General features: G+C 61.1%; 10 protein-coding genes and 1 pseudogene. 3 read left to right on the forward strand and 8 right to left on the reverse strand.

Translation table 11 applies throughout. The features are described from left to right. Positions 1 to 209: 209 nt before the first annotated feature. The 3 genes and pseudogenes from U0177_RS27250 to U0177_RS27260 all read right to left on the reverse strand — a co-directional run. The gene (locus U0177_RS27250; RefSeq protein WP_409573839.1) at positions 210 to 548 is read right to left on the reverse strand and encodes a hypothetical protein; all 339 of its coding nucleotides are present in this window, start codon (positions 546 to 548) and stop codon (positions 210 to 212) included. A 14-nt stretch (positions 549 to 562) separates the two neighbouring features. Next, entirely contained in the window at positions 563 to 1,087 is a 525-nt protein-coding gene (locus U0177_RS27255) for a hypothetical protein (RefSeq protein WP_409573876.1), read from the reverse strand. 24 nt (positions 1,088 to 1,111) lie between these two features. Further along, positions 1,112 to 1,339: pseudogene (locus U0177_RS27260) on the reverse strand (RHS repeat-associated core domain-containing protein); the annotation flags it as partial. Between U0177_RS27260 and U0177_RS27265 the strand changes: the two are divergent. After that, positions 1,338 to 1,601 (forward strand): hypothetical protein, encoded by a 264-nt coding sequence (locus U0177_RS27265; protein WP_409573840.1) that lies wholly within the window; start codon positions 1,338 to 1,340, stop codon positions 1,599 to 1,601. The pseudogene U0177_RS27260 and the gene U0177_RS27265 overlap by 2 nt on opposite strands. Continuing rightward, positions 1,594 to 1,896 (forward strand): type II toxin-antitoxin system RelE family toxin, encoded by a 303-nt coding sequence (locus U0177_RS27270; protein ID WP_409573841.1) that lies wholly within the window; start codon positions 1,594 to 1,596, stop codon positions 1,894 to 1,896. The genes U0177_RS27265 and U0177_RS27270 overlap by 8 nt, the downstream gene beginning before the upstream one ends. A gap of 1,926 nt (positions 1,897 to 3,822) precedes the next feature. Here U0177_RS27270 and U0177_RS27275 read toward each other — a convergent pair. From U0177_RS27275 to U0177_RS27285, 3 genes are all read right to left on the reverse strand, one after another. Next, positions 3,823 to 5,607: an RHS repeat-associated core domain-containing protein gene (locus U0177_RS27275; protein WP_409573842.1), complete on the reverse strand. Its 1,785-nt coding sequence runs from the start codon at positions 5,605 to 5,607 to the stop codon at positions 3,823 to 3,825. A 194-nt stretch (positions 5,608 to 5,801) separates the two neighbouring features. Beyond that, positions 5,802 to 6,233 carry a hypothetical protein gene (locus U0177_RS27280; RefSeq protein ID WP_409573843.1) on the reverse strand — a complete coding sequence of 144 codons (432 nt, stop codon included), beginning with the start codon at positions 6,231 to 6,233 and terminating at the stop codon, positions 5,802 to 5,804. Positions 6,234 to 7,129: 896 nt separating this feature from the next. Beyond that, entirely contained in the window at positions 7,130 to 7,441 is a 312-nt protein-coding gene (locus tag U0177_RS27285; RefSeq protein ID WP_409573844.1) for a hypothetical protein, read from the reverse strand. Here U0177_RS27285 and U0177_RS27290 point away from each other — a divergent pair. Continuing rightward, positions 7,435 to 8,079, forward strand: a complete 645-nt coding sequence (locus tag U0177_RS27290) for a hypothetical protein (RefSeq protein ID WP_409573845.1) — start codon at positions 7,435 to 7,437, stop codon at positions 8,077 to 8,079. The two genes, U0177_RS27285 and U0177_RS27290, sit on opposite strands and share 7 nt — an antisense overlap. 245 nt (positions 8,080 to 8,324) lie before the next feature. On the opposite strand, the gene U0177_RS27295 is transcribed toward U0177_RS27290, so the two are convergent. Further along, positions 8,325 to 8,831 (reverse strand): DinB family protein, encoded by a 507-nt coding sequence (locus tag U0177_RS27295; protein ID WP_409573846.1) that lies wholly within the window; start codon positions 8,829 to 8,831, stop codon positions 8,325 to 8,327. 2,242 nt (positions 8,832 to 11,073) lie between these two features. Then, entirely contained in the window at positions 11,074 to 12,333 is a 1,260-nt protein-coding gene (locus tag U0177_RS27300; protein ID WP_409573847.1) for a hypothetical protein, read from the reverse strand. Between the last annotated feature and the right edge of the window lie 10 nt (positions 12,334 to 12,343).

A 12,343-nucleotide genomic window follows, 5' to 3' on the forward strand; every position in this document is an offset into this window, starting at 1 on the left:
CGCAAGCATTAAAGGCTACAATTGAGAAGCACTATTTTTTTAGCGCTATTTGGAAACTATGCCCACGGCAGAATATCTAGCTCGGTAAAAAGAGCTTGATAGATACGTACGTTTTGAGGATCGATATAAGGCAGTTGTAACGGTATATGCATAGATAAGCTATTCTCATCCAAGACGTAAATATTATTTTTAGTAAGTGTTTCAATAATTCATTGTTCAATAGGTTCTAAAGCATTGGTTGTTGCATCTATGACTTGAAGTATCTTGCCATATTCTACAACGCGCCAAATAGCAGCGTATGGCCCAACCATTGAGAGTTGTAAACCCCATAAACTTTTATTTTCTCGAAGAACATATTGAAAACTAACATCGATATTAATGTCAGTTTCATCTTCCATAACAATGATTGCGCCTATCTCTTCCTCAATATGAGCATATATACGTTGTACATATGCCGTTCGTTTAAAATAAAAACGTGGTTCGATTAATGATAAGTATTTTTCCTTCACTCGGTCGACAATTTGCTGATATTCATTTGCATCAATCATACTACTTCTCCAAATTACTCTTCAAGAATAGGTTTAAACCTACGTGGTATTGGGTAACTATGAAGCTGTCCTCGTGTATACTTATTTACTCTTACTCGAGAAGTCGGGGATCCGTCGGGTAGCTTGGCTCCAGGAATATCTTGACCGAAATCACGTTCTCGAGTTCGATCATATTTATCGACATCAGGATTTGTCCCAGTATTCCAGGCCTCACGAGTGTATTTTTCAGCCGTCTCGCGATCAGAATATGTACTTACAGGTCCATCCGTCTTGACTCTATTCTTATTGTTGGGTGTACCTTCTACATGTTCGTCCTGCTTTTGCCGCTTTATGGGCAGATCGTCAGATGTTTTAGGGGCATACGGATCATCCGACGTTATGGGGACAATTGCTCCCGCCGCATCGGTGGTATATGCAGTTCCACCTCCAGCTGCTACATACGACGCTGCTGTTCCTACTCCGAAGAGCGTTGCTCCGCCAGCCAATGCGGCAGACTCACTCACCACAACAATGACACAAACAGCCGTATCGACGATCAAACCCGTCGCACAATGCCCCGTCGGATCAATGTTCTTGACAGGGTTGTTTAATCCGTAACTGTAACGATTGAGATCTTGCGGAGAACTTACATATACCACCACGCTATCCGCGCTGACAAAGCGCGCGAGCTCCGGGTCGTACAGCCGTGCATGATTGTACAGTAGGCGCGTATGAACTACAAGCAGCGCGAGAGTTGACCCTGTATGGGCATGCAGCAAGGTGTATAATAGTCCCGATAGGAGGTACCCCATGGAATGGAAACAGGTTACATCGGAACATTTTCCGACAGTCTATGAACATGGCCAACCGGTCGCAGTTTTGGTGGATCTTTCGACGTTTCAGGCACTAGTGTCTGCGGCCGAGCGGCTCGATCAATTGGATGCTGCGGATGAACCCTGGATTCGCGCTGTCGTCGAGCGCGTCCGTACCTATCGTCAACAGCATCCGGATGAGGTCATGCTCTTTGATACGCCAGAGGCGGCGTTGGCGGCGCTGGATTCGCCAGATGACTGAGCCGCCCTATCGTCTCGCATTCGATCGCACCCTCAAACATCAGATTGAGCAACTTCAGGGCAAATTGCGCCAGGAGGTGCGGCAGCGGATTGCGAATCTAGCACGAGAACCGCGCCCCAGCTACGCGCGGGAATTGCGCGGTTATCCTGATGTCTACCGTTGCTGGCTCTCCGACGCACGATATCGGTTGATCTGGGCGGTTGATGACACTGCGCGCCGCGTCGAGATCTACTATGTCGGCCGTAAACCTGACTATGATGCACTCCTCGGTGGGTCGGAGTCGGTTGAGGAGTGATGCGGTTCCGCGTCGCGCCGGCCAGATATCGGGCACCAAATAATGCCATGGCTCGCTTACAGCGCGATGGTCGGGGCGGCGCGCTGCCATTCGCGCTCATGCCGCGCGGCATCAGGGGCCGTCCCGCCCAGCCACGCCCAGAGGGCACCCGACCCCGGCGGCTGGGGCTCGCGCCCCAGACCCCAGAATGAATGCCATCGCTCTTGCTACGCCGGTGGTACATGCCTCGTGGCGTGGGTATGGGTGATGGTTGGCCCTGTGGCAGAGATGCAGGGCGGTGTCTGCGCTCACCCGCTCTCCGCTGGTACGGCCGTCTTTTCCGTAGGGCGCGCATCGTGCGCGCCTTCTCCCTGCCGAGGTGAGCCGGAGCCGTCCCGCCCGGCCACGCCTAAAGAACACCCGACCCCGGCGGCTGGGGCTCGCGCCCCAGACCCCCAATGTCAGCGACGGGCGATTGGAAGGCTGGTGGCGCAGGCCTCGTGGCGCGCCCTGAGGCTGATCGAGGCGATAAGCGGATCAGTCTGCCGCAGGAGGCGTTGTTGCGTGAGCCGAGCGCCTATGAAGCGCACCGTTTCATTTCGGTATTGGAGCCCGCGCACGCGGGCTTCGTATACCCAGGCGAGCGCGTGAGCCCGAGCGCAAGTGGGCTGCGCTCGCGCCGGCGGTCGTGCCGCTGTTCTGGATCTGCACAATCCGCGCGCTGGCCGGGAAGCTGGCCGGCTGGATGTACAGCGAATGGTGCGCCGTGTGCGTGCTGGCGATGGATTTCCAGCTCTTCCATTAGCGCGGTTTCGAGGGCAGCCTGCACGCCGACCAGCGCGGAGCCGCGCATTTGGGCGACCAAGGCATCGGCGACGTCGGTCTAAAAGCTAGCGACCTAAAGATGACACTACCAAACTTTATAATTTATAAATAATGAGCGATGAAATTATTGACAAACATAGTGCGATAATAAGAAATCGCTCTAATTTTTTAAAATCTATTCTCATATACTCTACATTTGGATCCCGTAAGTCCGAACCCAGCGAATTATAACCATGAATATCTAATATTGAGAGCTTAATATTATGTTCTCGCTTCATATATCCCACAAATTTACTTGTCTCAAAAACAAGCACTCCTATAAGCGGAGCTGAAAAGTATAATATATATGCCAAGAATGGAATAAAAGCAATTCTATTCTTCCAAATGTCAGAACCAGAAAAACTGATCAGCAATCTAATAGCTATAGAAAGCGAAAAGAAAATCATCCATGATTTACAATATACATGTACTTTCGATTTAATCACCCGACGATGCATATACTATCCTCAAATAAATACTTCTCCGAATACCGTGAATGTAATTAAAATTAAAAGAATAAGGCAACGAATGTATTCTGTATTAGCGCAATAACAAACAGAGACGAGGTACATGCACATAAGAAGGCGTTCTGTAACGCATTAGCATGTATTCATATCTCAATTCTGTATTATCCGTACACCAAACTAGGCCTATCGCGATGGACGACGCATCTGAAAACAGTCGCGCTAGAGAAAGACTCACAACTCCCCTAGGAATACTATAGAAACAACTGGCTGTAACCAGTATCTTTTCTACATTGTTGCTGTGGTCTAAGAAATGTCGCTTTTAGCTCATTTCTGCTGTCAATGCGCGCATCGACTAACAAACGGAATGCTTACGGCATGACACACACTTGTTCTGAAAACGCGATTTACGCATCCTGATGCCTTGCGCTATTATTTCCGAGGCTCGTTACGCTGCTACTCGGCCCTGAGGCTTTTCGGCGTCCCAATGCGCTATTTCTACTCCAGCACAAATGTGTGTCATGCAATGAGCAACGGAATGTCATTATGTAGTCCTCCAATTACCTATTGAAAAACCGACAAGAGGGCTTCGAATTAGAGTATAGTAACAGCTAATCACTTATCCGGAGGTATGCGACATAAACTCGCTATGCTCCTTATTCGTTTGCTGAATGGATTCCATGAGTTCTGCTGGAGCATTATCGATGATAACAGAATAGGTGCTACCGTCCGGCCTAGTCCCTATAATGGTTACTCTCCGTTTCAGTGGATCTACTTCGATAGAGACTGTGCCATTATCGGTGGCAAACACTGATGCCCGATCGATAGCTTCATTTGCTAGAATGAAACTCTGATTGACATAGTAACCAATCCCAAGTAGTCCACCGGCAGCGGCGGCGCTACAAACAGGACATGGAGCAAAAGCGAGCCCAGCGACAATTGCAGCTCCGCCATAGATAAGATCCCACTTGAGCTTATGTTTGCTAAGAGTATCCGTATAGGCATCCGTCTCGCCAGGCTTGATCGTGATCTTATTAGAATTATGCCCTCTTGGATCCGTCGCCTTCACCGGCGCGTTGAGCACGTAGCTGTAGCGATTGAGCGCCTGCGGGTTCGCCGGCCCCCACGGCACGCCAGCCTGCTGGCGCTGCTGGTCGCTCAGCTCGAACCAGAAGCCGAGGGTATTCTCGCCACCGATCTGCGCGGCAAACCCTGGCTCGTGGAAGTCGGCCGTCAGCCCCTTGAGCTGCACGCCGTCCAGCCCGCCTGAGGCGCTGCTCGGCACCACGCTATCCGCGCTCACAAAGCGCGCGAGCGTCGGGTCGTACAGCCGCGCATGATAATCGAGCAAGCCGCTGCTGTCCAGCCGCTGCCCGGTGTAGTTCAGGCTGGTTGCATTGATGCCGCCGCTGCGCACCGCGCCCCACGCGTCGAAGTCTTGCCGGCTCGTCGCGCTGCCGCTTGCGCTCGTCGCGAAGCTCACCGAGCCAAGCTGGTCGCCATACAGGTAGCTCACGCCCGCCGCGCTGTCGCGCAGCGCCACCACCTGGCCGTTGAACGTGTAGTACTGCGTGCTCGCGCCGCCGACAATCTGCTCCCACAGCCCTGCAAAATAGACAGTCGTGACGCCGCCGACGGTCTTGGCTACGCGCGTGCCGTCGCCGTCGTAGGTGTAGCTCTCCGTCACGCCCGCGCGCGTCACGCTCAAGGGCAGGTTGTCCGCTCGCCGCCAGGTTGTCCGCCCGCCGCCGCTCACGAGGTTGCCGTTTGCGTCGTAGCTGTACGTGCTCCCGCCCACCGTGCGCGCCTGGTGCGGGCCGGCGCCGGTGCCGTTGCCGTTCGCGCCGTAGGCGTAGCTTCCCACGCCGGTCTTGCTCAGCAGGTTGCCCAGCGCATCGTAGGTCATGCTCTGGTCGTAGGCCGCCGGTGCGCTTGGCCCGGTGGGTGTGGTCGTCGGCGTGGCCGTCGGGCCGGCGGGCGTGTTCGTCGGCGTGGCCGTCGGGCCGGCGGGCGTGTTCGTCGGCGTGGCCGTCGGGCTGCCGCCGCCCGATGGGCCGGGCATCGCCGCACTGTCCAGCCGGATGTCGTCGAAGGTCGCGTCGACCGCGTTCGAGTTCGTCGCGCCGACCACCAGCTTGCTCGCCTGGCTGGTGAAGGTTTGGCTGGCGCTGCTGGCGAACGCCGCGCCAAATGCGGCGTCGCCAACCGCCAGAAATGCCTCCAGCACGCCGTCCGCGCCCGTGCCTTTTTTCTGGTGGATGCCGATCCGGTAGAGTGTGTTCGCGCTCAATGCCGCGCTGGTGCCCAGCGTGGTCGAGCCGCTCTTGAGCTGCAGCGTGCCGCTGCTGGTGGGCGAGCCGGGGCCTACGCGGCCCCGTGCCCTGCGGCAGGGGTGCGACGTCACCCCTGCACCCCCGTTTGGGGCTTCGCCCCAAGCCCCGTTAAAGAATACCGCCTCGGTTGCAGCCTCGGTGGTACATGCCTCGTGGCACAGAAGCATGTGTATGGTTTGCCCTTAGTGTCTATCCGTAAATTGCCATGTCACACAAAATATGGGCGCAGGCAAGTTGCACCAAGGCTAACCAATTGCTGGCCTTCTTACACCAGCGGGTGCGCAGGCGCACGGCGCTTGAGTAACCAGTTGAAGGTGCGCTCAACCCACCCACCGCCGCGCCGGAAAACCAGCTTCGCCTGGCACGTCACCAGCCGGCGCAGCCACCGCCCGCGTCGTCTCCGATGTTTGATGTGCGGCGTATAGCCGCTCAGGACAAAGGTATGCACATCACTGTAGTCATAGCCGCGATCGGCACAGAAGTGTTGCTGCTGTGTCGGTCGTTTCGCCACAATCGTGACCACCAGCTCGCGCACCATCGTTTTGTCGGCTGCATTTTGCCCCGGTGATCCGCACGGCGATGGGTGCACCGCGCTGATCGACCACCGGGTGGATTTTGCTGCCTGAACGCGCACGGTCGGTCGGATTCTTTCCAGTCGCTTGGCCGCCCAGTGGCGCCGCACCACTACGGCTGTCAATCGATTGCCAGGTCCACTGGATGTGGCGCGTGCGGTTGTAAAAGCGTAGCAGCACCTCCAGTATTTTGGCAGAAGCGGCCTTGCTGCTCCCAGACTTGAAAGCGGTCGTGGATGACCGAGCTGCAAACGCCAAACCACGAACGATGGACGGCTTTCCGATTGGCGGCCGGTCCACAGGGACATACCAGATGCCATTGATAATCGCGCGGGTATCAGCCCTCGGTCGTCCCAGGCCACGACGGACCGGTTGTTTGGGGAGCAAGCGCTTGATTTTGCGCCACAGCGGGCGTGGCACACGAAAGTAGTCAACGTTCTTCGGTTTTGTGCTAGGATAGCGCATGGCGTAGCCTTTCTGACGATACCGATTCGCACCAGTATTGTCGGGCGGCTACGTCTCGTTGTCCACCCCCTCCCCATTTACGGATAGACACTTAGGCATAGGCGCAGAGCAATGTTTCCGCTCCCCCGCTCATACCAAATTCGCTTGATGACTTACACTTTGGTGGGGGTTTGGGGCGGCGAAGCCGCCCCCAAATTTCTTTTTCTTGTGCGGCGCCCGGCAAAGCCGGGCGCCGCACAAGAAAACACAAGTAATCAAACGGAGTTGGTATCAAACGCTCAAACGCACCCCCGCTGGGGCTTGCGCCCCAAGGCCCAATGTGAGCTGCGTGGCAATCGAAATGCCGGTGGCGCATGCCTCGTGGCGTACCTCCAAGCCAGTCAAGGCGATCGGAAACGATATATCGCTATCGCTTCCATGCCGCAATCAAATCGACGCCATTTCGATCATCGCGCGGCGCGGCAGCGCGGCCCCTACCTTCGGTATATGATTCGTGAACAAGATCCGTCGTGGGTAGCGCGCCCATCGGCCTACGGCCCAATCGCCCGGAGAGCGCTCATGCAACACAATCGAAACACATCGCCCGCCCGTAATGGCACGCTGCCGCCGGAATCGCCAGTTCAGTCGCCGGAATCGCTAGTTCGGTCGCCGGAGTCGCTAGTTCAGTCGCCGGAATCGCTAGTTCAGTCGCCGGAATCGCCAGTTCGGTCGCCGGAATCGCTAGTTCAGTCGCCGGAATCGCTAGTTCAGTCGCCGGAATCGCCAGTTCGGTCGCCGGAATCGCCAGTTCAGTCGCCGGAATCGCCAGTTCAGTCGCCGGAATCGCCAGTTCGGTCGCCGGACGCTCAGAGCCGCGCGCGGATGTCACGGCTGCGCCGGCAGCTTGGCGGCTACAACGCCGACGCGCGCGTCAGCCAGCGCCTGCTCGCCGCGCAGGTGGCGATCGAAACCGTGCAAACCGACGCCAGGCTCAGCGCGCGCATGGCCGCACGCGGCTACGACGCTGCGCGCATGGCCGAGGGCCTTGCGCTGCACGCCGCAGCAAAGGCGCAGTATCAGCACGCCCGCGCCCACGCCGATCAGCAGCGCGCCGCCAACGCTACACTCACAGACGCTCTGCGCAAGGCCCGCGCGACCCACAAGGAGTATGTGCAGATCGCGCGCGTGGCATTTCGCGCCGCCCCGCTCACTGCCTCCGCGCTCGGCCTCGACAAGCCGAGCATGCGCTTCACTGCCGACTGGCTGCTGCAGGCCGGGCAGTTCTACGCTACCGCGCTGGCAAGCCCGGCGAGCGTCGCGGCCTTCGCGCGCTACGGCGTGTCGGCCGAAGACCTGGCGGCGGCACAGGCGCAGGTGGCGGCGGTAGCTGCTGGCGCCAGCGCGCAGAACAGCGCACGCCTCGCCACGGAGTACACCGCAACGACGCGCAGCACGGCAATGGCCGCGCTCGATGATTGGATGCGGGATTTCTTGGCAATTGCGAGGGTGGCGCTGGCTCAGGGGTAGGCTGGGGCTTCGCCCCAAGCCCCGTTAAAGAATACCGCCTCGGTTGCAGCCTCGGTGGTGCATGCCTCGTGGCACAGAAGCATGTGATGGTTTGCCCTGAGGCATGAGCCTACGGCGTTGCCACTGGTACGGCCTTTCCCGTAGGGCGCGCATCGTGCGCGCCTTCTCCGCATCGGGGTGAGCCTGGGGCTATGCGCCCCGGAGCGATCCACTCCTGCGGGGGCGCTGCGCCCTGAAGCGACCGATCAGGCGCTCCGGTAGGGCGCCTCGTCGTCGATATTGCCGATGAACTCAGGCAGGTCGGTGTGGCCGAGCTGCTGGCGGATGGCCAGGTTTTCGCCAGTATGATACCAGTAGTGGTAGATCACCCGCTGCATCAGATTGCCGAAGCTCGTGCTCCAGGTGTTTGTTGGCGTGGTGTAGATCTCGAGCAGCTTGGCGGTTGTCACTTGTTCGAGCCAGGTGTCGGCGGCGGCGGTGACGTGGCGCCAGAGGCCAAGCATCTCGGCGAGCGACGGCGCGCTGGCGGGGGCGCCATAGGCGAACTGCTGGTTCAGCTCGGGCGCCGGCACGCTGCCCTGCGCGAACGTGATGAAATAGCGCTGCTCTTGCCAGGCCAGGTGGCCGACGTTCCAGCTAATGCAGTTCATGGGCACAAAGCGGTGGCGCGCGTCCTGCTCGCCGAGGTCGGCGAGGCCGCGCAGAAACTCGGCGCGGGTGAAGCGTAGCTGCTGAACCAGCGGGTGCGGCATGGCAATTCTCCTGCGTGTATTGCGTGTGTTGAGAGGAGTATAGCGCCGATAGCGGGCGAAATCGCTCCGGTTTTGAGCGGGCGTTTGCTTTTGGGTGTGCCTGGGCCTTGCGCTCCAGGCTGCTCCGGGGCTCTGCGCCCCGTGCCCGCGTTTGCCGAAACTGCTTCGGGGCCTGCGCGGCCCCGCGCCCCGCGGCAGGAGGCCGCCGCCGGCCTCCTGCACCTCCCCGCTGGGGCGATGCCCCAGGCCCCGTAAAGAATGCCACCTCATTTGCGATGCCGGTGGTGCATGCCTTGTGGCAAACCGACACGTCATTCTGTGCTCTGAGGCATGATCGTACGGCGTTGAAGCTGGCACGGCCTTTCCCGTAGGGCGCGCATCGTGCGCGCCTCGTGCTCGCCCCTCCAAAGGCTTTCGGGGGCTATGCACCCCATGCCCGCGTTTGCCCGAAACTGCTTCAGGGCCTGCGGCAGAAGGCCGCCGCCGGCCTCCTGCACCTCCCCGCTGGGGCGATGCCCCAGGCCCCGTAAAGAATGCCACCTCATTTGCGATGCCGGCGGCGCATGCCTTGTGGCAAACCGACACGTCATTCTGTGCTCTGAGGCATGATCGTATGACATTGCCGCTGGCACGGCCTTTCCCGTAGGGCGCGCATCCGTGCGCGCCTCGTGCTCGCCCTCTCAAAGGCTTTCGGGGGCTATGCACCCCATGCCCGCGTTTGCCCGAAACTGCTTCAGGGCCTGCGGCAGAAGGCCGCCGCCGGCCTCCTGCACCTCCCGCTGGGGCGATGCCCCAGGCCCCGTAAAGAATGCCACCTCATTTGCGATGCCGGCGGCGCATGCCTTGTGGCAAACCGACACGTCATTCTGTGCTCTGAGGCATGATCGTATGACATTGCCGCTGGCACGGCCTTTCCCGTAGGGCGCGCATCGTGCGCGCCTCGTGCTCGCCCCTCCAAAGGCGTTCGGGGGCTATGCACCCCGTGCCCGCGTTTGCCGAAACTGCTTCGGGGCCTGCGCGGCCCGCGCCCGCGGCAGGAGGCCGCCGCTCCCGTAGGGCGCGCATCGTGCGCGCCTCGTGCTCGCCCCTCCAAAGGCTTTCGGGGGCTATGCACCCCATGCCCGCGTTTGCCCGAAACTGCTTCAGGGCCTGCGGCAGAAGGCCGCCGCCGGCCTCCTGCACTCCCCGCTGGGGCGTGCCCCAGGCCCCGTAAAGAATGCTACCTCATTTGCGATGCCGGCGGCGCATGCCTTGTGGCAAAGCCGACACGTCATTCTGTGCTCTGAGGCATGATCGTATGACATTGCCGCTGGCACGGCCTTTCCCGTAGGGCGCGCATCGTGCGCGCCTCGTGCTCGCCCCTCCAAAGGCTTTCGGGGGCTATGCACCCCATGCGCGTTTGCCCGAAACTGCTTCAGGGCCTGCGGCAGAGGCCGCCGCCGGCCTCCTGCACCTCCCGCTGGGGCGATGCCCCAGGCCCCGTAAAGAATGCCACCTCATTTGCGATGCCGGCGGTGCATGCGCTTGTGGCAAACCGACACGTCATTCTGTGCTCTGAGGCATGATCGTACGGCACTGACATTGGTACGGCATTCGTTCCCGTAGGGCGCGCATCGTGCGCGCCTTCTCCGCATCGGGGTGAGCCTGGGGCTATGCGCCCCGCGCCCCGCTCGCTCGAAACTACTTCGGGGCCTGCGCGGCCCCGCGCCCCGCGGCAGGAGGCCGCCGCCGGCCTCCTGCACCTCCCCGCTGGGGCGATGCCCCAGGCCCCAGTAAAGAATGCCGCCTCATTTGCGATGCCGGTGGTGCATGCCTTGTGGCAAACCGACACGTCATTCTGTGCTCTGAGGCATGATCGTACGGCGTTGAAGCTGGCACGGCCTTTCCCGTAGGGCGCGCATCGTGCGCGCCTCGTGCTCGCCTCTCCAAAGGCTTTCGGGGGCTATGCACCCCATGCCCGCGTTTGCCCGAAACTGCTTCGGGGCCTGCGGCAGGAGGCCGCCGCCGGCCTCCTGCACCTCCCCGCTGGGGCGATGCCCCAGGCCCCGTAAAGAATGCCGCCTCATTTGCGATGCCGGCGGCGCATGCCTTGTGGCACGGCAAGATGTATTGGTTTGCCCTGAGGCATGAGCGTACGGCTGTGACGCTGGTACGGCATTCTTTCAGCCGGAAAGGTTGTAGGAAAACCGGCAGGGTTTTCCTGCGCGGGGGCCGGGGGGCGCAGCGCCCCGGAGCGGCACGCTCAGCCTGCGCCGGGCAAGCTCGCCAGCTCGCGGCGCAGGTCTTCGATCTCAATCACGATATGCGGCGGCGTCTGGATGCCGTGCTGCGCCTGCTGGCGCTCGAGCAGCTTCAGGCGGCGGCGCTTGTCCTCGATCGCCTCGGGCGGCAGCGGCGGCGGGCTGGCCTGGCGCGGCGCGGGGCTGTTAGCCGCGAACCAGTCGCGAAACATCGCGCCGGCCACCTGGAAGCGCGCGCCGCCCGAGGCGACGGCGGCGACCCCGTGGTAGCACAGCGCGTCGAGCAGCTGCGGCAGGTTGGCCTGCGCGGGCAGCCGGGCGCGCAGCTCGGCCTCGCTCAGCGCGCCGGCCTCGGCCAGCGCGGCGTAGACGCGCAGCCCCTCGACGCCCAGGCCATCGGCCCAGTCGGCGAAGTCGTGGCGCTCGCGCTGGAAGGCAGCGGCGGCCTGGCGCGCGGCCTCGGGGGTTGCGCGGTCGGGCGCGAGGCTCCACAGCTGGTAGGCCAGGTACTGCGTCAGAAACGGCTGGCCGCCGCTCTGCTCGAGGATTGCGGCGACCGCCGGCTCGGCGAAGCGCCCGGCCGCAGGCGCGCTCAGCAGCGCGCGCGCCGCCGCGTCGCCGAGCACGGCCAGCATGTGGTACACCAGCACGTTCCACAGCGGCGAGCCGCGCTGGCGCACCTGCGTCAGGAAACGGTGCGAGCCGGCCATCACCACCTTCAGCAGCGCGCGCGTCGACTGGCCCACCAGCAGGGCGCGCAGCGCGGTGTGCAGGTCGGCGGCCCACGGCTGCTCGACGATCTCCTCGCACTCGTCGAGCAGCAGGATCAGCCGCAGCCGCGCGCCGCGCCGCGCCAGCGCGGCGCGGCCCCAGCCCTCGAGCAGCCGCCGAAATGCTGGCGCGGGCGGCTGTCCAGGGCCAAACAGCGCCGGGTCGATCGGCGGCAGCGCCAGGTCGGGCGCGAGCGCATCGCGGGCCTGCTCGGCCACCAGCCGAAACAGGTCGTCGGCCGAGTCGAGCCCCTCGCCGCTCAGGTCGAGCAGTATCGGCAGCGCCAGCATATCGGCGGCGGGCACCTCAAGCGCGCGGCGCAGCGCTTCGAGCATGCTGGTTTTGCCCATGCGCCGCCCGCCCACCAGCGCAATCGAGTCGCCGGGCGCGCCGGTGAGCTTTTGGGCCAGCGCGGCCACGTCGGCATCGCGGCCGAAGAACATGGCTGGCTCGACCGGCAGGTTGTAGTTGTAGGGGTTTGCATCTGGCATGGCATTTCTT

The sequence above is a fragment of the Kouleothrix sp. genome, from assembly GCF_046328425.1.
Classification (GTDB): Bacteria; Chloroflexota; Chloroflexia; order Chloroflexales; family Roseiflexaceae; genus Kouleothrix.